The sequence below is a fragment of the Streptomyces spongiicola genome, assembly GCF_003122365.1.
Classification (GTDB): Bacteria; Actinomycetota; Actinomycetes; order Streptomycetales; family Streptomycetaceae; genus Streptomyces; species Streptomyces spongiicola.
Genome location: NZ_CP029254.1, coordinates 6,938,953 through 6,963,608 on the forward strand (window position 1 = coordinate 6,938,953; position 24,656 = coordinate 6,963,608).

Genomic DNA, 24,656 nt, shown 5'->3' on the forward strand with positions numbered 1-24,656 from the left:
GCGGGACGCACGCCGGCACGAGACGCCTGGAGGGACCGTGCACCTGGAGTACACACCTGGACAGAGGCGGTTGCGCGCCGAACTGCGTGCCTACTTCGCCGGACTCGTACCCGACAACGCCTACGCCCGCCACGTGGACCATGCCGAGCGCAAGCGCTTCTACCGGGAGACGATCCGCCGGCTCGGCGCCGACGGCTGGCTGGGCGTCGGCTGGCCGCGGGAGTACGGCGGGCGAGGGCTGACGCCGATGGAGCAGTTCATCTTCTTCGACGAGGCGGCGCAGGCGGGTGTGCCGCTCCCGCTCATGGCGCTGAACACCGTCGGCCCGACGATCATGCAGTACGGCACCGACGAGCAGAAGTCGTACTTCCTGCCCCGGATCCTGTCCGGGGAGATTGATGTGGCCATCGGCTACAGCGAGCCGGACGCCGGCACCGATCTCGCCGCGCTCAGGACCCGTGCCGTACGCGACGGCGACACCTACCTCGTCAACGGCCAGAAGATCTGGACCACCAACGGCGACACCGCCGACTGGGTGTGGCTCGCCGTCCGCACCGATCCGGACGCCCCGCCGCACAAGGGCATCAGCATGCTGCTCGTGCCGACCTCCGACCCGGGGTACTCCTTCACGGTGATCAACACCCTGGCCTCACACGACACCACGGCCGGCTACTACGAGAACGTCCGGGTGCCGGTGTCCCGCCGGGTGGGCGAGGAGAACCAGGGGTGGCGGCTGATCACCAACCAGCTCAACCACGAGCGCGTCACCCTCGCCGCACACGGCACCATGGCCGTCCGCGCCCTCCACGACGTCCAGCGCTGGGCGGCGGGGACCAAGCTCGCCGACGGCCGGCGCGTCCTCGACCTCGGCTGGGTGCGGGGGCGCCTGGCCCGCGCGCACACCCGGCTCGACGCGATGAAACTGCTCAACTGGCGGATGGTGGGCGCCGTACAGGACGGCACGCTCACCCCGCAGGACGCATCGGCCGTGAAGGTGTACGGGTCCGAGGCCCGCCGTGACGCCTACGCGTGGCTGATGGAGGTCGTCGGAGCGGCGGGGCCGCTCAAGGAGGGCTCGGCCGGAGCGGTGCTCCACGGTGAGCTGGAGCGCGGCTACCGCTCCGCCGTGATCTTCACCTTCGGCGGCGGCAACAACGAGATCCAGCGCGAGATCATCTCCTGGATCGGCCTGGGGATGCCGCGGGTCAGACGCTGAACGCCGCCACGGCCGGCCGGCGGAGCGTGATCGCCGCTCCACCCGTGGCGAGTGGAGCGGCGGCCCGGCCGCCCCGGCTCCGTGGCGCCGTGGCGCCGTGCGGGCCCGCTTCCGCAGTACCGGCCCGCCCGCCGGAGAGAAGCCCCGTGCCGCTACCGCGGCGGGACCACGACGACCGGGCATTCCGCACGGTGCAGCAGCCCGTGCACCACCCGCCCGATTCTGGCGCCGGCGCCGGCATGACGGGGCGAACGGCCGACGACGAGCGCGAGAGCGGTGCGGGAGACCCGGACGAGCTCCTCCACCGGGTCGCCGCTCAGCACCTCCTGCTCGACCGCCACGCCGGGAGACCCGCCCGAGTGTTCGGCGACGATCCGTTCGAGAAGCCCGCGCCGCCGCTCGGCCGCCCGCTGCCGGCGGACGAAGGGCAGCAGCGGCGGCCTGCTCACGCAGACCGCGCTCAGCGCGGCGCCTCGGAGCGCCGCTTCTTCGAGGGCGAACCCGAGGGCGGCGGCCGCCGGGGAGTCCACGTCGACACCGGCGACCAGCCGCGGCTGCCGGGGCAGGGCGGACCGCGGCTCCCGTACCACGACGAGCGGGCACAGCGCGCGGGCGGCCAGCGGCACCACGACCGAACCGGCGCTGAGCACCTCCTTGAGGCGGCTGAGGCCGCGTGAGCCGACCACGACCGACTGCGCGTGGCGGGATCCCGCGGCCAGCGCGGCGACGGGGCTGCCGTCGTAGATCTCCATGATCAGTTCCGGAGGCGAGTACTCGCCGTCGGCCCATGCCGCGGCCGACTCGAGCACCTGCCCGGCCTGCCTGCGCAGCGTCGTGCGCTCCGGTCCGGCGCCGAGGCTCCTGGTGTCCACCAGCCACGGCACGGCCACCACCAGCCGCAGGGGCAGGCCCCTGAGCCGGGCCTCCGCCGCCGCCCAGGAGACGGCCGCACGCGACCGGTCCCCAGGGTCCAGACCGACGATCACCTCGGGGCTCCCGCTGACGCCGCTCCCCGCTCCGTCGTTCATGCCGTCGTTCATGGCTCCCTCCGGGATCCGGGACCCTGCTCCGCACGGGGTTCCCTCCGGCCGTCCGGGATCCCCGCGGCCGCGGCCGCGGTCGCGGGCGCCGGGACACCCCTCCCCCGTCGGCCGGACCAGCGGGCGCCGACGGCGCCCACTCCGTCTTCCTGCCCCCAGTGTCCGCCGCGCGGGCCCGCGGCACGGGGAGGCCGCTTCGGCCGCGACCGAAGCGCCCGCACGGCATGCGGTCCGCACGGTCCGCAACGCATGCGGTGCGCACGGCATACGGTCCGCACGGCATACGGTCCGCCCGGGAGCGGCCCCGCGGGACCATTGGACCCCGCCGTGCGGACTGTTCGGCCCCTGCGGGGCCCCGTGCGCCGCTGTTGAATGGCGGTGTCGCATGCGCGGACACCGCGGAGGACGCCCGGGGGAGTGGTCCGCTCGACCGTCCCGCACCGCGCCCGCGGGCTCGACGGGAGTGGCGAACATGAAGCACAGCAAGGTCGGAAGCCTGATGGTGGGCGACGTCGTGTCGGTCGTGCCGTCGACCCCGTTCAAGGAGGTCGCCAAGCGGCTGGCCGAGCACGACATCAGCGGCCTCCCGGTGCTCGACGAAGACGACCGGGTCGTCGGCGTCGTCTCCGAAACCGATCTTCTGGTACGCCAGGCCGCAGCCGGGGGAAGCGGACCGGCCGCTCCCGCATCCCGGGACGGTACCGGTGCCCGCCCCGGCGACGACCGGGACACGCTCACCGCCGGACGGCTGATGTCCTCTCCCGCGGTGACCGTGCACGCCGAGGAGACGATCGCCGAGGCCGCCCGGACCATGCTTCGGCGCGGCGTCGAGCGGATGCCCGTCGTCGACGAGGAGAACCGCCTGGTCGGCATCGTCACGCGGCGCGACCTACTGCAGGTGTTCCTCCGGCCGGACTCGGAGATCCGTCTGAAGGTGGTCGAGGACGTGCTGGTGGCCGCGATGGGCCTGCCGCCCGGCGCGATCGACGTCCATGTCGTCGACGGACGCGTGACCCTGGAAGGACGGCTGGAGGCGGCCGGTCAGATCCCGGTACTGGTGAAGCTGACGGAGCAGATGGACGGCGTGGTGTCGGTGAGCGAGCACCTTGCCGCACCCTGCGACGGCTCCCCGCCGACCGGACGGCCTTCGGGAGGTCGACCGCCCGCCCCGGAACGGCGGGGCGGATAGGGGCAACCCGGCGGTGGCGGTGGCGGTGGCGCAAGCGGCGGAGCGGTGTGCCTCGGCATCCGGCCTCGGGCGGCGGACCCGGGCGATGTACCCGCACCCTGGACGACGCACCCGTACCCGTACGAGTGCCTGCGGCGGTGACCGGGTGGCGGGCCCGCATCCGGCTTTGGACGACGGGCCCGTATCCGGCCTCGGGCGGCGGGCCCTGGCGATGTACCTGCGCCCCGGGCGACGTTCCCGCACCCTGGACGACGCACCTGCACCCGTACCCGGACGAGTGCCCGCGGCGGTGACCGGGTGGCGGGCCCCCACCCGGCCTTGGACGACGAGCCCGTATCCGGCCTCGGGCGACGGGCCCGGGCGATGTACCTGCGCCCTGGACGACGCACCTGCACCCGTACCCGGACGAGTGCCCGCGGCGGTGACCGGGTGGCGGGCCCCCACCCGGCCTTGGACGACGGGCCCGTATCCGGCCTCGGGCGACGGGCCCGGGCGATGTACCCGCGCCCTGGACGACGCACCTGCACCCGTACCCGGACGAGTGCCCGCGGCGGTGACCGGGCACAGTCGACGTATGAAGGGCGAAGCCGACCACGGGGACCCCGGCCTGTTCGGCCCCGAGTCGGTCACCTGGCAGATGCACGGCGACCCGATGATGTGGATCGCCGGGGTCCGTGCGCTGTACCTCCAGGCCCTGCACCCCCGTGCCGTACGCGGAGTCATGACCAACAGCGATTTCCGCCAGGACGCCTGGGGCAGGCTGCTGCGCACGGCGGACTATGTCGGCACCATTTCCTACGGCGCCACCGCGGCCGCCGAGCGGGCCGGTTCACGCGTCCGCAGGATCCACCGCCTCCTCGGCGTGGACGACCCGCACCTGCTGCTCTGGGTGCACTGCGCCGAGGTGGACTCGTACCTCGACGTCCTGCGGCGATCCGGGTTCCCCCTCAGCGGCGCCCAGGCGGACCGGTACATCGCCGAGCACCGAACGAGCGCCCGGCTCGTCGGACTCGATCCCGCCGCCGTCCCCTCCGACAGGGCGGCACTCGCCGACTACTTCGCCGCGATCCGGCCCGAGCTGGAAGCCGGCGCCGACGCCCGCGCCGTCGACGGCTTCCTGCGCCGCCCGCCGGTCCCCGCTGTGCTCGTCCCGGCGCGGGAACTGGTCTGGCGCCCGGTCGCCGGGCTCGCCTACGACTCGCTGCCCCCGTACGCCCACGGACTCTACGGCCGGCCCGCCCCTCCACCGGCCCGCGTCACCCTGCGGCTCGCCGCCGCCGGGGCCGCCCTGCGCTGCGTCCCCCCGCGCGTGCGCTGGCAGCTGCCGCCGGGTCACATCTTGAAGGCGATGGCGCGACTCGGGCCCGGCAGCAGGCCCGCGCCGTGCAAACTGCGCAGACGGGCGGCCATACTGGACGGGCCGGGGAGGGCGCAGCGAAGCGACGGGGGCGACGGCACGCGATGGCGGACACCAGGCTGATCCAGGGCCGGTACCGGCTGCTCGAACTGATCGGCCGGGGCGGCATGGGCGAGGTGTGGCGGGCCCGCGACGAGTCGCTGGGCAGACGGGTCGCGGTCAAGTGCCTCAAGCCCCTCGGGCCGCAGCACGACAGGACGTTCACGCGCGTCCTGCGGGAGCGTTTCCGCAGGGAGGCGCGGGTCGCCGCGGCCCTGCAGCACCGCGGGGTGACGGTCGTCCACGATTTCGGGGAGCACGAGGGCCTGCCCTACCTGGTGATGGAGCTGCTCGAGGGCCGCAACCTCAGTCAGCTGTTGGAGGACGGCGAGCAGCACCCGCTGCCGGTGCCCGACCTCGTCGACATCGCCGACCAGATCGCCGACGCCCTCGCCTACACCCATGAACAGAACATCGTGCACCGGGACCTGAAGCCCGCCAACATCATGCGGCTCACCGACGGCACGGTGAAGATCTGCGACTTCGGCATCGCCCGGCTCGGCCACGACATCGGATTCTCATCCCGCCTCACCGGTACGGGCATGGCCATGGGCACCCCCCACTACATGTCGCCCGAGCAGATCGCCGGGGGCCCCGTCGACCACCGCAGCGATCTGTACTCCCTCGGGTGCGTGCTGTACGAGATGGCCACCGGGGCGCCGCCCTTCGACCTCGACGACGCCTGGTCCGTCCTCGTCGGCCACCGGGACACCGAACCCCGGCCGCTGCGCAGCCACCGGCCGGAACTGCCCGGCTTCATCGAGGAGATAGTCCTCGGCCTGCTTGCCAAGACACCGGATGAGCGGCCCGCCGACGCCAAGGACCTGCGCCGCAGGATCGGTGCCGGGCGCGCGGCGGCCGCACCCGCCGCCGGCACCGGGCCGCCGCCCGTGCATCCGCATCCCCATCCGTACCCGCACGGCGGAGGGGAGATCGGGCTGCCCTTCTGGACCCGCGGCATGACCTCCGGCCACAAGGCGGTCACCGTGTCCGCGCTGCGGACCCCGCCGCCCGACTTCACGGCAGGCCTGACCGGCGAGTGGACCACCGGGGTGGATCTGCGCGGCCCCGCGCCCGTGAAGCTCCCCCGGCCCGAGCGGCCCACCCCGTCGCCCGAACTGCTGGCCGTCCTCACCGGCCGGCACAACGCGGGCCTCAGCCTCGGCCGGCTCGGCCGCTGGGAGGAGGCGGGCGAGGTGCACCGCGCGGTCGCCACCGAACGCGAGCACGCCCTCGGCCCCGACCACCCGGACACCCTCGCCAGCCGCTACGAGGTCGGCTTCACGCTCAGCAGGACCGGCCGGGCGGCCGACGCGCTCCGCGAGTTCGACCGCGTCGCCGAGGGCCGTGAACGCGCCCTGGGCCCCGACCACCCGGAGACGCTGGCCGCGCGGCAGGAGATGGCGTACGTGCTGGGCCGGCTCGGCCGGCACTTCGAGGCGCACCAGGTGTACACCTCGGTGCTCGCCTCCCGGGAGCGCACCGCCGGGCCGGACCACCCCGACACCCTGCACTGCCGACACAACCTGGCCTTCAACCTGAGCCGCCTCGGCCGGCTCGAGGACTCGTACCGCACCGCGGAGGAGGTGGCCGAGGCCCGCACCAGGGTGCTGGGCGCCGGGCATCCGGACACGCTCACCACCCGTTACGAGGTGGCCTACGCTCTCGGCCGGCTGGGTCGCTGGACCGAGGCCCTGCGGACCTACCAGGACGTGGCGGCAGCTCGTGCGCGGGCACTCGGCCCGGACCATCCGGACACCCTCGCGGCGCGCTACGAGATCGGGATCAGCCTCGGCCGGCTCGGACGGAGCGCCGAGGCGGTGGAGCAGTACCGGGCGCTGGTCGTCGACCGCGCCAGGGCCCACGGTGCCGCGGACCCGGAGACCCTGCGGGCCCGGCACGGCCTCGGTGTGAACCTGGGCCGGCTCGCCCGCTGGGAGGAGGCGCTGGCCGAGGCCCGCGACGTCTGCGCCGTCCGCGAACGGGTCCTGGGCCCCGAGCATCCGGACACCCTCGTCAGCCTCCGGGAGGTCGCGGTCGGCCTGGGCTGGCTGGGCCGCTGGAGCGACGCGCTCGCCGTCTACCGGCAGGTGGCCGAGGCCCGTGAACGCGTGCTGGGCGCCGACCATCCCGATGCCCTGGCCAGCCGCAACGACCAGGCCCACTGCCTGGAGCAGCTCGGCCGGGGCGGCGAGGCGGTCGAGCTGTACCGCCGAGTGGCGGAACTGCGCCGCCGGGGCGGGGCGGACCGGCCGCCGCCGCCCACCGGGTCCTGAAGGGGAGCGGGGTTCCGGCGGGTGGAGGCTGGTCCTGAGGGGGGCCTTTATGTCTTTCGTCAAGGCGCTTCTGTCGGGTTTGGAGTGGTTCGGGCTTGCTGGGGGAACCGGGCATGCCGCCGCGGCCCCCGGGCTCGCCGTCTTCCGGGCTCGCGGCATCCCGGGCCCGCTTCTTCCGGTCTTCCGGTACCACGGTAGTCCGGTACCTCGGTATCCCGGATTCGCGGTATCCCGGTACCTCGGTATTCCGGATTCGCGGTATCCCCGAGCGCCGGACTCCCGGACTCCCGGACTCCCGGCCTCCCGGTCTCCCCGGCTCGCGAACGCGCTGTCACGGGTATCAGGAGTTCCGGTCCCGTATCCCCGCGTCGCGTCGGCCCCGCCGCGACCGCACACTGTGACCATGACCGATCCGGCCGAGGAGAGGGAACGTGGCCGAGCCGTGCGCAAGGAGGTGCCGCGGTCCTCCCACGGCCTCTGGATCCCGGCCGCCGACCGGCCGGATCCGCTCGCGGTGCTGCAGGGACAGGCAAGGACGCGCGAGCCGGATCTGGTGCCCGTACGGTACGGGCGGATGGCCGTCTCGCCGTTCACCTACCTGCGCGGCGCTCCGGCCGTCATGGCCGCCGACCTCGTAGTCCAGCGGAACACCGGACTCCGCGTCCAGCTCTGCGGCGACGCCCATCTGCTCAACTTCGGGGTCTTCGCCTCCCCGGAACGCACCCTCCTGTTCGACCTCAACGACTTCGACGAGACGCTTCCCGGGCCCTTCGAGTGGGACGTCAAACGCCTCGTCGCCAGCGTCGCCGTCGCCGCGCGGGACAACGGCCGGCCGGACGCGGAAGCCCGGCTGGCCGCACGGGCGGCGGCCGAGTCGTACCGGATGTCCATGCGCCGCCTCGCCGGTCTCGGTGAACTCGAGGTCTGGTACGAGCGGATCACCGCCGGCGATCTGGTGCCCCTCGTCCGGGATCTGGAGCGGGCCCGCGTCGAGGCCCGGCTGGCCAGGGCGCGGCGCCGGACGAGTCTGCAGGCGCTGGAGAAGCTCACCGAGATCGTCGGGGGGCGGCGCAGGATCGTGCGGGACCCTCCGCTGCTGGAGCCCGTGGCGGGCCTCGACGCCGCGTCCGTGCGGAAGATCCTCAGTGACTACCGCAGCACTCTGCCCGAGGACCGCAGGGTCCTGCTCGACCGGTACCGCTTCGTCGAGGCGGCGCGCAAGGTCGTCGGTGTCGGCAGCGTGGGGACGCGCTGCTTCGTCGCGCTGCTGACGGGCCGCGACGCCGAGGACCCGCTCTTCTTGCAGATCAAGGAGGCCCAGCGGTCCGTGCTGGAGCCCCATCTGCCGAAGTCCGCCTATCGTCAGCAGGGCCAGCGGGTCGTCGCCGGCCAGCGTCTGCTTCAGGCGGCGAGCGACATCTTCCTGGGCTGGGTCAGCGGGCCCGGCGGCCGGCACTACTACTGGCGCCAGCTGCGGGACATGAAGGGCTCCGCCGACGTCGCGGCGATGTCGCCGGCGCTGCTGCGCGACTACGCCGCGCTCTGCGGCAGGGCACTGGCCCGGGCCCACGCCCGGTCCGGGGAGCGCGTCGCGATCGCCGGGTACCTCGGCTCGTCCGACGGCTTCGACCGGGCCATGGGCGATTTCGCGCTGGCCTACGCGGCCCGTACGGCCGAGGACCACCAGGCCCTGTGCGCGGCGATCGGGTCCGGGGCCGTGGCGGCGGCCGAGGGAGTCTGAGGCCGCGTCCGGCTCCCGCTCTGGCCCGGTCCCGCGCTCCCGGCCCGGTCCCGCGCTCCCGGCGCTGCGTGGGCTGCGTGGCGCTGCTCTGTGTTGCGTTGATCTGCGGTGCGGTGCGGTGCGGTGCGTTGCGGACGGACGGGTGGACGCGTCATGCGTCCCCGCCTTCCGCGCGTCCCGGACTTCCCCGCGGCCCCGAGCGGCCTCCGCGGCCCCGGGGCCATGGCTTCCCCTCCACAGCCTGCACGACGCCCGTGCCGCGGAACCGCCCCGCCTCCCGATTCCCGCCTCCCGATTCCCGCCTCCCGGTTTCCGCCTCCCGGTTTCCGCCCCGGGTCCTCGGAGATCCGGGACCGTAAACGTGACTCCGCTCTCTGGCCCGTGCGATCACCGCGTGTTACGAAGAGGCATGTCTGCAGCCTCCTCCGAATCGTTCAGCCGGTCCGTCTACGACGCCGTCATCGTGGGCGGCGGGCACAACGGGCTGGTCGCCGCCGCCTATCTGGCCCGTGCGGGGCGCACCGTCCTGGTCCTGGAGCGCCTCGGGAACACCGGGGGAGCGGCCGTCTCCACCCGCCCGTTCGCCGGGGTCGACGCACGGCTGTCCCGCTACTCGTACCTGGTGTCCCTGCTGCCCGCCGGCATCGTCCGCGACCTCGGGCTGTCGTTCTCGGTCCGCAAGCGCACCGTCTCCTCGTACACCCCCGCCGTGCGCGACGGCAGGGCCACCGGACTGCTCGTCGGCGGTGGCCGTACCCGCGAGTCGTTCGCGGCCCTCACCGGCTCCGGCCGCGAGTACGCGGCGTGGGAGGCGTTCTACGGCAGGACCAGGCAGGTCGCCGAGAGGGTCTTCCCCACCCTGACGGAGCCGCTGCCGACCCGCCGGGAGCTGCGGGAGCGGGTCGGGGACGAGACGGCCTGGCGGATGTTGTTCGAGGAGCCCATCGGCGTCGCGATCGAGGAGGACTTCACCGACGACCTGGTCCGCGGCGTCGTCCTGACCGATGCCCTCATCGGCACGTTCGCGGACGCCCACGACCCGTCGCTGGTGCAGAACCGCTGCTTCCTCTACCACGTCATCGGCGGCGGTACCGGTGACTGGGACGTGCCCGTCGGCGGGATGGGCGCGCTGACCGACGCGCTCGCCGGCGCGGCCCGTTCCGCCGGTGCCGAGATCGTCACCGGCCATGAGGCGATCCGGATCGAGACCGACGGGACGGCCGCCGAGGTCGTGTTCCGCGCGGACGACCGCGAGGGCGCGGTCGCCGCCCGCAAGGTGCTGGTCAACGCCTCACCGCAGGTCCTGTCCGCCCTTCTCGGCGAGCCCTCCCCGCCCCCCGCGGAGGGCGCCCAGCTCAAGGTCAACATGCTGCTGCGCCGGCTGCCCCGGCTGCGGGACCGCTCGGTCGACCCGCGGCAGGCGTTCTCCGGCACCTTCCACATCGCCGAGGGCTACGGCCAGCTCGCGGCGGCGTACGCGCAGGCCGCGGCGGGACGCCTGCCCGAGGCGCCGCCGTCGGAGATCTACTGCCACTCCCTGACGGACCCGTCCGTCCTCGGCCCCGAACCGGCCGCCCGGGGTTACCACACCCTGACCCTCTTCGGACTCCACACACCCGCCCGGCTGTTCCGGGAGGCGCCGGACGCGACCCGTGACGCCCTGCTCGACGCGACCCTCGCCGAACTCGACGCCCATCTGGACGAGCCGATCACCGACTGCCTGGCCCTCGACGAGGCGGGGCGTCCCTGCATCGAGGCCAGGAGCCCGCTGGACCTGGAGCGCGAGCTGCGGCTGCCGGGCGGGCACATCTTCCACCGCGATCTCGCCTTCCCCTGGGCCGACGCCTCCGGCGGCCGCTGGGGCGTGGAGACCGCCCACCCCAATGTGCTGCTGTGCGGGGCGGGAGCGGTGCGCGGCGGCGGTGTGAGCGGCGTCCCCGGCCACAACGCGGCGATGGCGGCGCTGGGCCGTTGACCGTCCGCCGCCGTCCGCGGGCGGTTCGCCGCCCTGCCGCCCGGAGCGCCTCGCGGTGATCAGCCCCCGGCCGGGACCCCCGGGGGCGGCCTCGCGGTGATCAGCGCCCGGCCGCGGCCCGGCCGGAGACAGCCGCCGTGTGGAAGGTGCGCCGGTAGGCGCCGGGCGGGACGCCGACGAGTTCACGCATGTGCTGCCGCAGCGAGTTGGCGCTGCCGAACCCGGCGCGGTCGGCCACCAGGTCGATCGGCAGATCGCTGGTCTCCAGCAGTTGCTTGGCGATCTCGACCCGCTGGGCGGTGAGCCACTGGCCGGGGGTGACTCCCGCCTCGTCGCGGAACCGCCGGGTGAACGTCCGCACGCTCATCCGCGCGTGGGCGGCGAGTTCGCCCAGTGTCAGCGGCCGGTCCAGTCGCTCCAGCGCCCAGGCGCGGGTGGGCGCGGTGGTGGCCGTCGTGGGTTCGGGCACGGGCCGCTCGATGTACTGGGCCTGGCCGCCGTCGCGCCACGGCGGGACGATGCAGCGGCGGGCCACCTGGTTGGCGAGCGCGCTGCCGTGGTCGCGCCGCACCAGATGCAGGCAGACGTCGACGCCGGCCGCCGCGCCGGCCGAGCTGAGCAGGTCGCCGTCGTCGACGAAGAGCACGTCCTCGTCGAACCGCACCCGCGGGAACAACCGCCGGAAGTGCTCCGCCTCCGCCCAGTGGGTCGTCGCGGGCCGGCCGTCGAGCAGTCCCGCAGCGGCGAGCACGAAGGCGCCCGTGCAGATGGACACCGTGCGGGTGCCCGGCCGGATCCGGGCGAGGGCCTCCGCGAGGGGGGCGGGCAGCAGCCCCTCCCCGGCGATGCCGCCGAGCCGGTGGGTCGGTGGGACGACGACGGTGTCGGCGCTCTCCAGCGCCTCGGGGCCGTGGGCCACGTCGATGGAGAAGCCCGCCTCGGTGCGGACGGGCCCGCCGTCCGGGGTGCAGACGACGACCTCGTACAGCGCAGCCCCGTCCGGGGACCGGGCGCTGTTGAAGATCCGGGCGGGGATGCCGAGTTCGAAGGTCATGACGCCGTCGAGGGCCAGGACCGCCACGCGGTGGGGATCCGGCCCGGGCGGTACGACACAGCCGCCGTGCGCGTCCCACTCGTCGCCGGCCTGCCGCCGTACGGTCGTCTGGTCCGCGCCGCGTCCCGTGTTCCGCTCCGAAGCACCCATGGCCGGATTCTGTCACATCATGGCCGTCCGGCCAGTACTGTGCGAGGCCGCCGGCGCCGATGGTGGAGGCGTACCGAGAACGAGAACGAGAGGACCTCTCATGCACGACACCGGCACCACGATGCGCGCGATCAGTCCGGCCGCCTGGGGCGGACCGGAGGTGCTGCGCGAGGTGACCCTCGCCCGACCCGCCCCGGGCCCCACCGAGATCCTGGTGCGGGTGCACGCGGCAGGGGTGAACCCGGTCGACTGGAAGACCCGGGCCACCGGAGGCTTCGGCATGCACGGCGAGCCGCCGGTACTCGGCTACGACGTCTCCGGCGTCGTCGAGGCGGTGGGGCCGGGCGTCACCGTCCACCGCCCGGGCGACGAGGTGTTCGGCATGCCGGAGTTCCCGCGCCAGGCCGGGGGATACGCCGAGTACGTCACAGGCCCGGCCCGGCACTTCGTGCCCAAGCCCCCGGCCCTGAGCCATGTGGAGGCCGCCGCCATGCCGTTGGCCGGTCTCACCGCCTGGCAGTCCCTCGTGGAGACCGCCGGACTCGCCCCCGGTCAGCGGGTGCTCGTCCACGCGGCAGCGGGCGGCGTCGGCCATCTGGCCGTCCAGATCGCCGCGGCCCGCGGCGCGTACGTCATCGGCACCGCCCGCGAGGAGAAGCACGCCCTGCTGAAGGAACTCGGCGCGGACGAACTCGTCGACTACACCCGGCGCGACTTCGCGGCCGTGCTCGGCGACGGGGCCGTCGACGTCGTCCTGGACTCGGTCGGCGGGGACTGCGGGCATCGGTCCGTGCGGGTGCTGCGCGAGGGCGGCACGCTCCTCACACTGCCTTCGCCCGACGACGTGCCCGCTTCGCGGGAGACCGCGCCCAAGGGCATCCGCACGGGCTTCGTGCTGGTGGAGCCGGACTCCACCGGGATGCGCGCCCTCGCGTCGCTCGTGGCGGAGGGAAGGCTGCGTCCCGTCGTCGGGACCGTGCTGCCGCTGGAGCGCGCCGCCGACGCCCACCGGCTGGGGGAGGCCGGACGCGCCGGGGGGAAGATCGTGCTCACGGTCGTGGACGTCTGACTCGGGAACCACCTGCTGGTGCGGCCCCTCCGTTCACGCCTCCGCGGCCGTCGGCCGGGCGCTTCCGTCTGCGTCCTTCCGTGTGCCGTCCACCCGCGGGATCGCCGATCGTACGCGGCGGGTGCGGGCCGCGGCCGGGTCACGGCCGGGCCGCGGGTTCCGGCCGCGGCCCGGACGCCGCGGCGCCGGGGGGCCGGGGCCGGGGCCGGGTGCCCGGGGGAGGGCCGAGCCCGCGCCCCGCACCCGGGCCCTGCCCCGAAGCCCAGTCGGCCCAGTCGGATCAGTCGGCGGAGCGGACCCAGCCGGCCGCCTCGATCCGCGCCGCGTCGCCGGGCCGCGCCCCGTCGAAGAGCGTCCTGCCGCCGTCCGTGATCCGCAGGCCGTCCGCATACGCGCCGCGCCCGACGTACAGCCGGTCCGTCGTGTACCGCCAGCGCAGCCGGATCGGCCGGCCCTGCCAGGCGGACAGTTCGGACTCGACGCCGTGCCAGACCCGGCCCGACCAGCCGGAGACCCGGCCCTCGGGGCGGGGCACCGCGCGCTCGCCCCGGCGCCGGGTCTCGAACGGTACGGCCTGCCAGGTCGCCCCGCCGTCGGCGGAGGCCTCCAGGAGCACCCCGTCGCAGCCGGGCTCGGTGTCCCACCACAGGGAGCAGCGCAGCCGGGCGCGCCGGGTGGACGGGGTGACCTCGGGCAGCGCCAGCGTCGCGGTGGTGGCCGGGGCCATCCCGGAGAACCAGGCGGTGCGGCCGTGCGCGGGCCGTACGGGTACGGCGCGGGCGAGGTTGTCCGCGGCGGCGACGCGCGGTGCGCTGCCGGAGCGCCAGGTGCGCACCGGGTGCACCGAGTTGCCGAGGACGATCAGGAAGGAGTCCGTCGAGGGGTCCAGTACGAGACTGGTGCCGGTGAATCCCGTGTGTCCGGCGGTGCGGGGGGTGGCCATCGCGCCCATGTACCAGTGCTGGTAGAGCTCGAAGCCGAGCCCGTGCTCGTCGCCGGGGAACGCGGTGTTGAAGTCGGTGAACAGCAGTTCCACGGACTCGGGGGCGAGGACGCGGGCCCGGCCGTAGGCCCCGCCGTTGAGCAGGGTGCGCGCGAGCACCGCGAGGTCCCAGGCGCGGGAGAACACCCCGGCGTGCCCGGCGACCCCGCCGAACGCGTGGGCGTTCTCGTCGTGTACCTCGCCCCACACGAGTCCGCGGTCCAGGCCCGACCACGGCCGCCGGGCGTCCTCCGTCGCGGCGATCCCGGGCCGCCAGGAGGCGGGCGGGTTGAAACGGGTGCGGTCCATGCCGAGCGGCCCGGTGACGTCCTCGGTGAGCAGGGTGTCCAGGCCCCGGCCGGTGATCTCCTCCAGGACCAGCTGAAGCGCGATCAGGTTCAGGTCGGAGTAGAGGTATCCGGTGCCCGGCCCACTCGCGGGCGCCTCGTCCCACAGCCGCCGCAGCCGGTCCGCGTGCGTGGGCTCCTCGTAGAGGGGGATCCAGGCGCGCAACCCCGACGTGTGGGTGAGCAGTTGGCGTACGGTGACGTCCTGCTTGCCCGCGGCCCCGAACTCCGGCAGGTAGGTGGCGACCTTCTCCTCCGGCTCCAGCGCGCCCCGCTCGATCTGCTGGACGGCGAGGAGGGACGTGAACAGCTTGGAAACCGAAGCCAGGTCGAACACGGTGTCCTCGGTCATCGGGATCTGCCGCTCCGGCGGGAGTTCCACACCGGTGTCGGTCCGCTCGTCGTAGGACGCGTAGCGCACGGCCCTGCCGATCGGGTGGTGCAGGGCGACCGTGCCGCCGCGGCCGGCGAGCAGGACGGCTCCGGCGTACCAGGGGCGCCGCGGGGAGGGGGAGAGGAAGGCCTCGGCGTCCGCGACCAGCCGTTCCAGGGGTCCCGCGAGGAGGCCGGCCCGCCGGGGGGTACCGCGGCGCAGCGTCGTGCGCCGGCGCCCGCCGGTCCGGCCTGCGGCGGGTACCGCCGCGGCGGCTCCCGGGACGGGTCCGATCACCACAGCCGCTCCCAGTGCCAGCAGTCCGCCGCCGAACCGGCGGCGGCTGATCCCTCCGCCTGCCGAGGCCTCCGTCATACCCCACCCTCCCTGAAGGAATCCTTCGGGCGGCCGTGCAACACGTGGAACCTTCTTACCGGGCCCGGGGGGCGTCAAGGCCGGCGGCGAAGCCGACCGGCCCGCAAAGAATCTGACGCAGCATCAGAAAATCTCTTCCCTCGGCCGTTCCGCTGCGGCATCCTGCGCCCATGGAGACGGAGCTGAGCAAGAGACTGGGAGTCGAGCACGCCATCTTCGGCTTCACCCCGTTCCCCGCGGTCGCCGCCGCCATCAGCCGGGCCGGCGGCTTCGGCGTCCTGGGAGCGGTCCGCTACACCGCGCCCGGCGACCTCGCCCGGGACCTCGACTGGATGCAGGAGCACACCGGCGGCAGGCCGTACGGACTCGACGTCGTCATGCCGGCCGGGCGAGCCGAAGGCGCCACCGAGGCAGAAGTCGAAGCCATGATCCCCGACGGGCACCGCCGGTTCGTCGAGGAGCTGCTCACCGCACACGGCGTACCCCCGCTGCCCGCGGGTGAGGCGTCCGGCTGGCGGATCACCGGCTGGCTGGAGCACGTCGCCCGCAGCCAGCTCGACGTCGCGTTCGACTACCCGATCCGTCTCCTCGCCAACGCCCTCGGCTCCCCGCCGCCCGACGTCGTCGCCCGGGCCCGCGACCGCGGGGTGCTCGTCGCCGCGCTCGCGGGCAGCGCGGCGCACGCCCGCCGCCACGCCGAGGCCGGCATCGACGTCGTCGTCGCCCAGGGCTACGAGGCGGGCGGCCACACCGGCGAGATCGCCTCCATGGTGCTCACTCCGGAGGTCGTCGACGCCGTCCGCCCGCTGCCGGTGCTCGCCGCCGGAGGCATCGGCAGCGGCGAGCAGATCGCCGCCGGACTGGCCCTGGGTGCCCAGGGCGTCTGGCTCGGCTCGATCTGGCTCACCACCACCGAGGCCGACCTGCACTCCCGCGCCCTCACGGCGAAGCTGCTCGCCGCGGGCTCGGGCGACACCGTCCGCTCCCGCGCCCTCACCGGCAAGCCCGCCCGCCAGCTCCGCACCGCGTTCACCGACGCATGGGACGACCCCGGCGGACCCGGCGCCCTGCCCATGCCCCTCCAGGGGCTCCTCGTCGCCGAGGCCGTCTCCCGCATCCAGAAATGGGAGACCGAACCGCTCCTCGGCACCCCGGTGGGCCAGATCGTCGGCCGGATGACCTCGGAGCGGAGTGTCCGGCAGGTCTTCGACGATCTCACCCGCGGCTTCGAGCGCGCCGTCGACCGGGTCCAGCGCATCGCCGGAAGGAGCGGATCATGAGTGAGCGGGATTCGGGAGCCCCCCGTGCGGACTCGGGAGCCCCCCGTGCGGACTCGGGAGCCCCCCGTGCGGACTCTGGACCCCCGCGGCCGGACTCCCCCGGGGGCTTCTGGGCACAGGCCACCGCCGATCCGGCACGGACGGTGCTGATCGCACCCGGCGGCGAGGAGTGGACCGCCGGACGGCTGCACGGCGACGCCAACCGCCTCGTGCACGGGCTGCGCGCCGCGGGGCTGCGACGGGGCGACGCCTTCGCCGTCGTCCTCCCCAACGGCGTCGAGTTCCTCACCGCCTACCTCGCCGCCACCCAGGCCGGCTTCTACCTCGTCCCCGTCAACCACCATCTCACCGGCCCGGAGGCCGCCTGGATCGTCGCCGACTCCGGAGCCGAGGTGCTCATCGCGCACGCACGCTTCGGTGCGGCCGCGGCCGCGGCCGCCGACGAGGCGGGTCTGCCGGCGAACCGGCGCTACGCCGTGGGCGGGGTGGACGGCTTCCGGCCGTACGCCGCACTCCTCGACGGGCAGCCCGCGGCACCGCCCGCGGACCGCACCCTCGGCTGGGTCATGAACTACACCTCCGGCACCACCGGCCGGCCCCGGGGCGTCCGCCGCCCCCTGCCCGGGACGCCGCCGGAGGAGACGCATCTGGGCGGGTTCCTCGGCATCTTCGGCATCAGGCCCTTCGACGGCAACGTCCACCTGGTGTGCTCGCCGATGTACCACACCGCCGTGCTCCAGTTCGCGGGAGCGTCACTGCACCTCGGCCACCGGCTGGTGCTGATGGACAAGTGGACGCCCGAGGAGATGCTGCGGCTCGTCGACACCCACGCCTGCACCCACACCCATATGGTCCCCACCCAGTTCCACCGGCTGCTCGCGCTGCCCGAGGAGGTACGGGCCCGATACGACGTCAGCTCCATGCGGCACGCCGTCCACAGCGCCGCGCCCTGCCCCGGCCGGGTGAAGCGGGCGATGATCGAATGGTGGGGGCACTGCGTCGAGGAGTACTACGCGGCCAGCGAGGGCGGAGGCGCCTTCGCCACGGCCGAGGACTGGCTGAAGAAGCCGGGCACGGTCGGCCGGGCCTGGCCCATCAGCGAACTCGCCGTCTTCGACGACGACGGCAACCGGCTGCCGCCCGGTGAGGTCGGCACCGTCTACATGAAGATGTCGACCGGCGGCTTCAGCTACCACAGGGACGAGGCCAAGACCCGCGGCAACCGCATCGGCGACTTCTTCACGGTCGGCGACCTCGGCCTGCTCGACGAGGACGGCTACCTCTTCCTCCGCGACCGCAGGATCGACATGATCATCTCGGGCGGCGTCAACATCTATCCCGCCGAGATCGAGTCCGTGCTGCTCGGCCACCCCGCCGTCGCCGACGCCGCCGTGTTCGGCATCCCGCACGCCGACTGGGGCGAGGAGGTCAAGGCCGTCGTCGAGCCGGCCGAGGGCCATGCCCCAGGACCCGGCCTCTCCACAGCCATCCTCACCCACTGCGAGCACCACCTCGCCGGCTACAAACGCCCCAGAAGCGTGGACTTCGTAGACGCCATGCCACGCGACCCCAACGGCAAGCTCTACAAGCGCCGCCTGCGGGACCCGTACTGGGAGGGACGCGACCGCCCGGTGTGACGGCGAGCCGGAGCCGGTGAGCCGGAGCCGGCGCGGCTGCCCGGTGCTGCCCGCGCTCACCGCCGTGTTCAGCGCCCTGGCCCTGGTCCCCGGCCGGGCCGCCCTGCTCCAGGGCGCCGCTCCCCGCGGGTGCGCGGAGCGGCCCATCCCGCGCGTGCTGGTGGTCACCTCGGTGGTCCGCTCCCCGCGGGTGCGCGGAGCGGCCGGCCTCGTCAGCCGGGTGCTGCCGGCCGCCTTCAGCCTCCACTTCCCCTCCCCTCCGCGCCCTGCCGTCCTTCAGCCCCTGACGACGCGTGCGGCGGCGAAACGCCCCCCCCCGCGCACCGGGTCCGCCGTGCCGACCGGGCCGGGTCCTCAGCGCCGACCGGGCCCGGTCGGCCGCGGCCGGGTGGAGACGGGTGGGGCCGGGTGGGGGACCCGCGACCCGGCGGTGCGCGCCTACCGGCCGGGCGGGAACTGCTGCGCCTGCTGGGTGTACGTACCGGCCGACGCCGCTTTCGGCCGGATCAGCTGCTCCAGACCGCGCAGGGTCTGCTCGGCCTCCTGGCGCACCTGGGCGGGCACATCACCGCGTTCGGTGACGAGCCGGTCGTAGATCGGCGCCTCCTGCCACACAGCCAACCAGCCCTTTCCCCATACGAGTTCCGCCTCCGGTACCGGAGGCGGCTGCCGAGCTTAGTCGGTCCGCGGCGCCGTCCCGAAACCGGCCCGTCGAAGCCGCCCGACCGCTTCCCGGGCCCGCTCGGGGACAACGGCGCGGTCCGGCGCCCCGGGACGACGGTCCGGCGCCCCGGGACGACGGGCCGGTACCGCGGGACGACGGGCCGGCACCCCGGCACCGCCGCGGGGCATCGCGAGCCGGCCGGCGGAGCGTTCGGTCCGGGCGCCCCGGATCCACGTCACCGGTCCGGGCGTCAAGGCACCGGCATCCGGACGCCCGCCACCCGTCCGGGCGTCAGGGCACCGGCACCCGGACGGCCGGCCGCGCGGCGCCTCCGGCGGGCGCCCGACCCGTTGGCGGGATCGACGCAGCCCGGCGAGGATCACCGTATGCCGACCTTCCCCGCGCACGACGGCACGGCGCTCGCCTACCACACCGAGGGCGAGGGCGAGCCGCTGCTCTGCCTCCCCGGCGGCCCCATGCGCGCCTCTGCGTACCTCGGTGATCTCGGCGGGCTGACCGCGGACCGCCGGCTCATCCGGCTCGACCTGCGCGGCACCGGCGACTCCGCGGTCCCCGACGACGAGGGCACGTACCGCTGCGACCGGCTGGTCGACGACGTCGAGGCGCTGCGCGAGCACTGCGGGTTCGACCGCGCCGACGTCCTCGCCCACTCGGCGGGAGCCAACCTCGCCCTCCTGTACGCGGCGGCGTACCCCGCACGGGTGAAGTCCCTCGTCCTCGTCACCCCCGGCGCCCGCGCCCTCGGGATCGCCGCCACCCGGGAGGACCGGCGGGGCGCGGTCGCACTGCGCCGCGGCGAGCCCTGGTACGAGGCCGGCCGCGCGGCCTGGGAGGCGCTACTCGGCGGGGCGGAACCCGACGACCTCTGGCCGGACGTCGTGCCCTTCATGTACGGCCGCTGGGACGCCGCCGCCCGGAAGCACGCCGCGGACGACGCACACCAGACCAACCCGCACGCGCGCGGCGGCTACCACGCCGACGGCGCGTTCGACCCGGACGCCACGCGCAGGGCGCTCGCCGCGCTGGAAGCGCCCGTCCTCGTGATCGCCGGCGAGTACGACGGCGCTCCCACCCCCGCCCGCGCGCGCGAGATCGCCGCCGTGTTCCCGCACGGCGGGGCGGCCGTGCAGTCCGGCGCCGGCCACTACCCGTGGCTGGACGACCCCGCCGCCTTCCGCCGCACCGTGGCCGACTTCCCGGGGGCCGGGACCGACTTCCCGGAGACCGGGGGACGCCCGCCGTGAAGCTCCGCTGTCGGCCCGCTTAAGAAGATCTCGATGGACTGAACGCCGGACGCTCGGCAGATTGGTGCACATCACCCCACGCCGGGACGTCATGCCTGGTCACCCCCCTCGCCCCGCCTGGAGCCGCACCCATGAAGGCACTCGTCAAGCAGTACGCCCAGCCCGGGCTGTGGCTCATGGACGTCCCCGAGCCCGAGTACGGCCCCGGCGATGTGCTGATCAAGGTCCTGCGCACCGGCATCTGCGGGACCGACCTCCACATCCGCTCCTGGGACGGCTGGGCGCAGCAGGCGATCTCCACCCCGCTCGTGGCCGGCCACGAGTTCGTCGGAGAGGTCGCCGCCGTCGGTGCCGACGTCGCGGACATCGCCGTCGGCGACCTGGTCAGCGGCGAGGGCCACCTGGTCTGCGGGAAGTGCCGGAACTGCCTCGCCGGCCGCCGCCATCTCTGCCGCAGCACGGTCGGGCTGGGCGTGGGCCGCGACGGCGCGTTCGCCGAGTACGTCTGCCTGCCCGCGTCGAACGTCTGGGTGCACCGCACCCGGGTCGACCTGGACATCGCCGCGATCTTCGACCCCTTCGGCAACGCGGTGCACACCGCCCTGTCGTTCCCGCTCGTCGGCGAGGACGTCCTGATCACCGGGGCCGGCCCGATCGGCGTCATGGCGGCGGCCGTCGCCCGCCACGCGGGCGCCCGCAACGTCGTGGTCACCGATGTGAGCGAGCCGCGGCTGGAGCTGGCCCGCAAGGCCGGAGCCACGCTCACCGTCAACGTCGCGGAGTCCGGCATCGCCGAGGCCCAGCGCACGCTCGGTCTCAGGGAGGGCTTCGACGTCGGCCTGGAGATGTCCGGCCGCCCCGAGGCCGTACGCGACATGATCGACAACATGACGCACGGCGGCCGGATCGCGATGCTGGGCCTGCCGGCGGAGGGGTTCGCCGTCGACTGGTCGCGGATCGTCACCTCGATGATCACGATCAAGGGCATCTACGGCCGCGAGATGTTCGAGACCTGGTACGCGATGACGGTGCTCCTGGAGGGCGGGCTCGACCTCAGCCCGGTGATCACCGGCAGCTACGGCTACCGGGACTTCGACGCCGCCTTCGACGAGGCCGCCACCGCCCGCAGCGGCAAGATCATTCTCGACTGGACCGCCTGACCCTCTCGACCCGGCGCGCGGCGGGTCCCCGCAGCGCCCATCGCACCAGCAGCCCGCAGCCCGCAGCCACATCCCAAGGGAGCACCCCGCATGTACGCCTCCGTGCGCGACGACCTCCGCGCCACCCTCGACGAGATCCGCGCCGCCGGCCTCCACAAGCCCGAGCGGGTCATCGGCACCCCCCAGTCGGCCTCGGTGGCCGTCACCGCCGGCGGCGCCCCCGGTGAGGTGCTCAACTTCTGCGCCAACAACTACCTCGGGCTCGCCGACCACCCCGAGGTCGTCGCCGCCGCCAGGGAAGCCCTCGACCGCTGGGGCTACGGCATGGCCTCCGTCCGCTTCATCTGCGGAACCCAGGAGGTCCACAAGGAACTCGAGAGCCGCCTGTCCGCGTTCCTCGGCCAGGAGGACACGATCCTCTACTCCTCCTGCTTCGACGCCAACGGCGGTGTCTTCGAGACCCTCCTCGGCCCCGAGGACGCCGTGATCTCAGACGCCCTCAACCACGCCAGCATCATCGACGGCATCCGCCTGTCCAAGGCCGCCCGCTTCCGCTACGCCAACCGCGACATGGCCGAGCTGGAGGCCCGCCTCAAGGAGGCCACCGAGGGCGGAGCCCGCCGCAGGCTGATCGTCACCGACGGCGTGTTCTCCATGGACGGATACGTGGCGCCGCTGCCCGAGATCTGCGACCTGGCCGACCGCTACGACGCCATGGTCATGGTCGACGACTCGCACGCCGTCGGCTTCGTCGGTCCCGGCGGCCGCGGCACCCCCGAACTGCACGGCGTCATGGACCGCGTCGACATCATCACCGGAACCCTCGGCAAGGCCCTCGGCGGCGCCTCCGGAGGCTATGTCGCGGCCCGTGCCGAGATCGTCGAACTGCTGCGCCAGCGCTCCCGCCCCTACCTCTTCTCCAACTCCCTCGCCCCGGTGATCGCCGCCGCCTCGCTCAAGGTCCTCGACCTGCTGGAGTCGGCGGGCGACCTGCGCGGGAAGCTCGCCGCGAACACCGCGCTCTTCCGCCGCCGGATGGCCGAGGAGGGCTTCGAGATCCTCCCCGGCGACCACGCGATCGCCCCCGTCATGATCGGCGACGCCGCCGAGGCGGGCCGCATGGCGGAGCTGCTGCTGGAGCGCGGGGTCTACGTGATCGGCTTCTCCTACCCGGTCGTCCCCATGGGCCGGGCCCGCATCAGGGTCCAGCTCTCCGCAGCGCACTCCACCGAGGACGTGGAGCGGGCCGTGGCGGCGTTCGCGGACGCCCGGGCGACAATGGCAGGGTGATCGATCCTCGCAGGCTCCGCATTCTGCGCGCCGTGGCGGACCACCGTACGGTGACCGCCGCGGCCGCGGCGCTGTATCTGACCCCCTCGGCCGTCTCCCAGCAGCTCGCCGCGCTGGAGCAGGAGACCGGCCACACCCTGCTCATCCGCAGCGGCCGGGGCGTGACGCCGACCGCGGCCGGTGAGATCCTGCTCGGCCACGCCCACGAGGTCCTCTCCCAGCTGGAACGGGCGGAGGCGGAACTCGCCGCGTACGCGGGCGGCGCGGCGGGCGAGGTCACGGCGGCCTCCTTCGCCACCGGGATCGCGGAGGTGCTCGCCCCGGCGCTCGGACGGCTCGCCCTCGACCATCCCGGTATCCGGGTGCGCGTCCGTGACGCGGAGGGCGACGAGAGCCTGCCGATGGTGCTCGACGGGGAGGCCGATCTGGCCCTGGCCGTGGAGTACCGGGGCGCCCCGCGCGAGGACGACCTCCGCCTCGCCCGGGTCCCGCTGTACGCGGAACCCTTCGACGCGGTGCTGCACTGCGGCCACCCCCTCGCGGACGGCGGCGGGGTGGAGCTGGCGGCCCTCGCCGACAGCGACTGGATCGGCCCCTACCCCGGCAACCCCTGCCACGACGTCATGCTCCTGGCCTGCGAACTCGCCGGTTTCCAGCCCCGTCTCACGCATTCCTCCGACGACTTCCGGGCCGTGGTGGCCCTGGCCGGGGCGGGCGCCGGAGTGGCCCTCGTACCCCGGTCGGCGCTGCGCGGCATGGAGCTGAAGGACACGGTCGTCCTCCCGGTCGCGGGCCCCGCCGCCACCCGGCGCGTCTTCGCGGCGGTCCGGCGCGGGTCGGAGAGCCATCCGCTGCTCAGCCCCGTCCTCAAGGCCCTGTCCGGGGCGGCGGCGGGGCTGACCATCGGCTGAAGGGCGCGGCAGGCGGTCCCGCGTACGAGGTACCCGGAGCGGGATCTGCACCCGGCTGACGGGCGCGTACGGGGGCGGGCCCAACCGCACACCACCCACCCCCGAGGAGCAGAGGCCGGCCGGCGGGCGCCGCGGGACGACCCACCGTCACCGCCGCAACCCCGGGCCGGCCTCACCTGGGCCGGTGTCGCCCGGGCCGGTGTCGCCCGGGCCGGCGTCACCCGGGCCGGTGTCACCCGGCCGGCGGGCACGCGGGGCGGCCGCCCCGGGGCACGTGGCGGCGGGGCTGACCACCGGCTGACGGGCGCGCGGTGGCCGCCGCGAGGCGGTCAACGAACCCGGGCGGGCCGCCCCGGCCGGTACAGGAACGGCGTGGTCGTGGTCAGCGCGGTGAACCCCAGCCGCTCCAGGATCGGCCGGCTCGACGGCAGCGCGTCCACCTGGAGGAAACGGTGGCCCCGCTCCGCGGCGAGCCTCGCGCGGAGGGCCACCGAGGCCCGGTACAGACCGCGACCGCGCCACTGGGGTGCCGTGCCGCCGCCCCAGAGGCCCGCGAAGTCCCGGCCGGGTGCCGACTCCAGCCGCGAGGACCCCACCGGTTCCCCGCCCGCGGTCGCCACCACGGCCACCGCCGTCCGCGGAGCCGGCGCCAGCTGCGTCAGCAGGTAGTCCCGCAACCAGGAGCCGTCGCGGGCGAACGCCCGCTCGTAGGCGCGTGCGGCGAGGTCCACCCCGTCGGGGTCCGTCACCTCGCGGAGTTCCACGTCGGCGGGGAGTTCCACCCGCAGGTCCCGCAGTGCGTCGACCGAGGCCACCATCAGCGTCTCGGTGGGCTCCGGTTCGAACCCGGCGGCGAGCAGCCGGTCCGCCAGGTCGCCCGGCCGGTCGTGCCCGTAGAGCTTCCACTCGAACTCCCGGCCGAGGGAGGCGAAGTGGCGCACCTGCGCGGCGACGGCCCCGTCCGCCGTCGCCGCGTCCAGGTCCGACCAGACGACCCCGTCCCAGCCGCCCTGGTGCCCCGCGGTCTGCCGGACGACCCCGGCAACGTGCTCGATTCGAGCGCCCGGCCCGTCCGCCACCGCGCCCCGCCGCATCTGCCGGTCGTACCGCGCGAGGATCTCGCCATGCTGTTCCATCCGGCCAGTGCAGCACCGGCGGACCGTAGCGGCAACGGGATTTGTGCCGGGGCGGTCGACGGCGACCGGC

Annotated in this window: 18 protein-coding genes; 13 read left to right on the top strand and 5 right to left on the bottom strand. The window is 74.6% G+C overall.

All coding sequences use genetic code 11. From position 1 onward, the window contains the following. The first annotated feature begins 37 nt into the window (after positions 1 to 37). Positions 38 to 1,216 (top strand): acyl-CoA dehydrogenase family protein, encoded by a 1,179-nt coding sequence (locus tag DDQ41_RS30165; RefSeq protein WP_109297302.1) that lies wholly within the window; start codon positions 38 to 40, stop codon positions 1,214 to 1,216. Between the two features lie 152 nt (positions 1,217 to 1,368). On the opposite strand, the gene DDQ41_RS30170 is transcribed toward DDQ41_RS30165, so the two are convergent. Continuing rightward, on the bottom strand, positions 1,369 to 2,256 hold the full coding sequence (locus tag DDQ41_RS30170) for a universal stress protein (protein WP_245990813.1): 888 nt from the start codon (positions 2,254 to 2,256) through the stop codon (positions 1,369 to 1,371). 472 nt (positions 2,257 to 2,728) lie between these two features. Between DDQ41_RS30170 and DDQ41_RS30175 the strand changes: the two genes are divergently transcribed. The 5 genes from DDQ41_RS30175 to DDQ41_RS30195 all read left to right on the top strand — a co-directional run bounded on the left by DDQ41_RS30175 (position 2,729) and on the right by DDQ41_RS30195 (position 10,893). Continuing rightward, on the top strand, positions 2,729 to 3,445 hold the full coding sequence (locus tag DDQ41_RS30175) for a CBS domain-containing protein (RefSeq protein WP_109297303.1): 717 nt from the start codon (positions 2,729 to 2,731) through the stop codon (positions 3,443 to 3,445). A gap of 574 nt (positions 3,446 to 4,019) precedes the next feature. Beyond that, a complete protein-coding gene (locus tag DDQ41_RS30180) occupies positions 4,020 to 4,925 on the top strand; it encodes an oxygenase MpaB family protein (protein WP_109297304.1) in 906 nt (301 codons plus the stop codon). Further along, entirely contained in the window at positions 4,907 to 7,177 is a 2,271-nt protein-coding gene (locus DDQ41_RS30185; protein WP_109297305.1) for a serine/threonine-protein kinase, read from the top strand. The genes DDQ41_RS30180 and DDQ41_RS30185 overlap by 19 nt, the downstream gene beginning before the upstream one ends. A 403-nt stretch (positions 7,178 to 7,580) precedes the next feature. Beyond that, the gene (locus tag DDQ41_RS30190) at positions 7,581 to 8,918 is read left to right on the top strand and encodes a DUF2252 domain-containing protein (RefSeq protein WP_109297306.1); all 1,338 of its coding nucleotides are present in this window, start codon (positions 7,581 to 7,583) and stop codon (positions 8,916 to 8,918) included. Between the two features lie 409 nt (positions 8,919 to 9,327). After that, entirely contained in the window at positions 9,328 to 10,893 is a 1,566-nt protein-coding gene (locus DDQ41_RS30195; RefSeq protein WP_109297307.1) for a phytoene desaturase family protein, read from the top strand. Between the two features lie 100 nt (positions 10,894 to 10,993). On the opposite strand, the gene DDQ41_RS30200 is transcribed toward DDQ41_RS30195, so the two are convergent. Continuing rightward, positions 10,994 to 12,097, bottom strand: coding sequence for a GlxA family transcriptional regulator (locus tag DDQ41_RS30200; RefSeq protein ID WP_109297308.1), 1,104 nt, complete (start codon positions 12,095 to 12,097; stop codon positions 10,994 to 10,996). Positions 12,098 to 12,197: 100 nt separating this feature from the next. On the opposite strand from DDQ41_RS30200, the gene DDQ41_RS30205 reads away from it, so the two are divergent. Beyond that, positions 12,198 to 13,166 (top strand): NADP-dependent oxidoreductase, encoded by a 969-nt coding sequence (locus tag DDQ41_RS30205; protein ID WP_109297309.1) that lies wholly within the window; start codon positions 12,198 to 12,200, stop codon positions 13,164 to 13,166. 280 nt (positions 13,167 to 13,446) lie between these two features. Here the strand turns inward: DDQ41_RS30205 and DDQ41_RS30210 are convergent, their stop codons facing one another. Beyond that, positions 13,447 to 15,243: a serine hydrolase domain-containing protein gene (locus DDQ41_RS30210; RefSeq protein WP_109297310.1), complete on the bottom strand. Its 1,797-nt coding sequence runs from the start codon at positions 15,241 to 15,243 to the stop codon at positions 13,447 to 13,449. A 170-nt stretch (positions 15,244 to 15,413) separates the two neighbouring features. On the opposite strand from DDQ41_RS30210, the gene DDQ41_RS30215 reads away from it, so the two are divergent. Both DDQ41_RS30215 and DDQ41_RS30220 read left to right on the top strand, forming a co-directional pair. Further along, positions 15,414 to 16,523 carry an NAD(P)H-dependent flavin oxidoreductase gene (locus tag DDQ41_RS30215; protein ID WP_109297311.1) on the top strand — a complete coding sequence of 370 codons (1,110 nt, stop codon included), beginning with the start codon at positions 15,414 to 15,416 and terminating at the stop codon, positions 16,521 to 16,523. Next, positions 16,520 to 18,160 (top strand): acyl-CoA synthetase, encoded by a 1,641-nt coding sequence (locus DDQ41_RS30220; RefSeq protein WP_262508622.1) that lies wholly within the window; start codon positions 16,520 to 16,522, stop codon positions 18,158 to 18,160. The genes DDQ41_RS30215 and DDQ41_RS30220 overlap by 4 nt, the downstream gene beginning before the upstream one ends. A 438-nt stretch (positions 18,161 to 18,598) precedes the next feature. On the opposite strand, the gene DDQ41_RS31515 is transcribed toward DDQ41_RS30220, so the two are convergent. Beyond that, positions 18,599 to 18,781, bottom strand: a complete 183-nt coding sequence (locus DDQ41_RS31515; RefSeq protein ID WP_147317672.1) for a hypothetical protein — start codon at positions 18,779 to 18,781, stop codon at positions 18,599 to 18,601. Between the two features lie 429 nt (positions 18,782 to 19,210). Here DDQ41_RS31515 and DDQ41_RS30225 point away from each other — a divergent pair, with 429 nt between their 5' ends. The 4 genes from DDQ41_RS30225 (at position 19,211) to DDQ41_RS30240 (ending at position 23,450) form a co-directional block, all read left to right on the top strand. After that, a complete protein-coding gene (locus tag DDQ41_RS30225) occupies positions 19,211 to 20,089 on the top strand; it encodes an alpha/beta fold hydrolase (protein ID WP_109297313.1) in 879 nt (292 codons plus the stop codon). A 131-nt stretch (positions 20,090 to 20,220) separates the two neighbouring features. Next, positions 20,221 to 21,249: an L-threonine 3-dehydrogenase gene (tdh, locus tag DDQ41_RS30230; RefSeq protein WP_109297314.1), complete on the top strand. Its 1,029-nt coding sequence runs from the start codon at positions 20,221 to 20,223 to the stop codon at positions 21,247 to 21,249. Positions 21,250 to 21,339: 90 nt separating this feature from the next. Next, positions 21,340 to 22,539, top strand: coding sequence for a glycine C-acetyltransferase (locus tag DDQ41_RS30235; RefSeq protein ID WP_109297315.1), 1,200 nt, complete (start codon positions 21,340 to 21,342; stop codon positions 22,537 to 22,539). Then, the gene (locus DDQ41_RS30240) at positions 22,536 to 23,450 is read left to right on the top strand and encodes a LysR family transcriptional regulator (RefSeq protein ID WP_109297316.1); all 915 of its coding nucleotides are present in this window, start codon (positions 22,536 to 22,538) and stop codon (positions 23,448 to 23,450) included. The genes DDQ41_RS30235 and DDQ41_RS30240 overlap by 4 nt, the downstream gene beginning before the upstream one ends. Positions 23,451 to 23,779: 329 nt before the next feature. On the opposite strand, the gene DDQ41_RS30245 is transcribed toward DDQ41_RS30240, so the two are convergent. Then, the gene (locus DDQ41_RS30245) at positions 23,780 to 24,586 is read right to left on the bottom strand and encodes a GNAT family N-acetyltransferase (protein WP_109297317.1); all 807 of its coding nucleotides are present in this window, start codon (positions 24,584 to 24,586) and stop codon (positions 23,780 to 23,782) included. Positions 24,587 to 24,656: the final 70 nt, after the last annotated feature.

Bases quoted from the DNA above. Each gene is read 5' to 3' on its own strand.
- DDQ41_RS30170 (WP_245990813.1), bottom strand. From the start codon at position 2,256: ATGAACGACGGCATGAACGACGGAGCGGGGAGCGGCGTCAGCGGGAGC.
- DDQ41_RS30175 (WP_109297303.1), top strand. From the start codon at position 2,729: ATGAAGCACAGCAAGGTCGGAAGCCTGATGGTGGGCGACGTCGTGTCG.
- DDQ41_RS30180 (WP_109297304.1), top strand. From the start codon at position 4,020: ATGAAGGGCGAAGCCGACCACGGGGACCCCGGCCTGTTCGGCCCCGAG.
- DDQ41_RS30185 (WP_109297305.1), top strand. From the start codon at position 4,907: ATGGCGGACACCAGGCTGATCCAGGGCCGGTACCGGCTGCTCGAACTG.
- DDQ41_RS30190 (WP_109297306.1), top strand. From the start codon at position 7,581: ATGACCGATCCGGCCGAGGAGAGGGAACGTGGCCGAGCCGTGCGCAAG.
- DDQ41_RS30195 (WP_109297307.1), top strand. From the start codon at position 9,328: ATGTCTGCAGCCTCCTCCGAATCGTTCAGCCGGTCCGTCTACGACGCC.
- DDQ41_RS30200 (WP_109297308.1), bottom strand. From the start codon at position 12,097: ATGGGTGCTTCGGAGCGGAACACGGGACGCGGCGCGGACCAGACGACC.
- DDQ41_RS30205 (WP_109297309.1), top strand. From the start codon at position 12,198: ATGCACGACACCGGCACCACGATGCGCGCGATCAGTCCGGCCGCCTGG.
- DDQ41_RS30210 (WP_109297310.1), bottom strand. From the start codon at position 15,243: ATGACGGAGGCCTCGGCAGGCGGAGGGATCAGCCGCCGCCGGTTCGGC.
- DDQ41_RS30215 (WP_109297311.1), top strand. From the start codon at position 15,414: ATGGAGACGGAGCTGAGCAAGAGACTGGGAGTCGAGCACGCCATCTTC.
- DDQ41_RS30220 (WP_262508622.1), top strand. From the start codon at position 16,520: ATGAGTGAGCGGGATTCGGGAGCCCCCCGTGCGGACTCGGGAGCCCCC.
- DDQ41_RS30225 (WP_109297313.1), top strand. From the start codon at position 19,211: ATGCCGACCTTCCCCGCGCACGACGGCACGGCGCTCGCCTACCACACC.
- tdh (WP_109297314.1), top strand. From the start codon at position 20,221: ATGAAGGCACTCGTCAAGCAGTACGCCCAGCCCGGGCTGTGGCTCATG.
- DDQ41_RS30235 (WP_109297315.1), top strand. From the start codon at position 21,340: ATGTACGCCTCCGTGCGCGACGACCTCCGCGCCACCCTCGACGAGATC.
- DDQ41_RS30245 (WP_109297317.1), bottom strand. From the start codon at position 24,586: ATGGAACAGCATGGCGAGATCCTCGCGCGGTACGACCGGCAGATGCGG.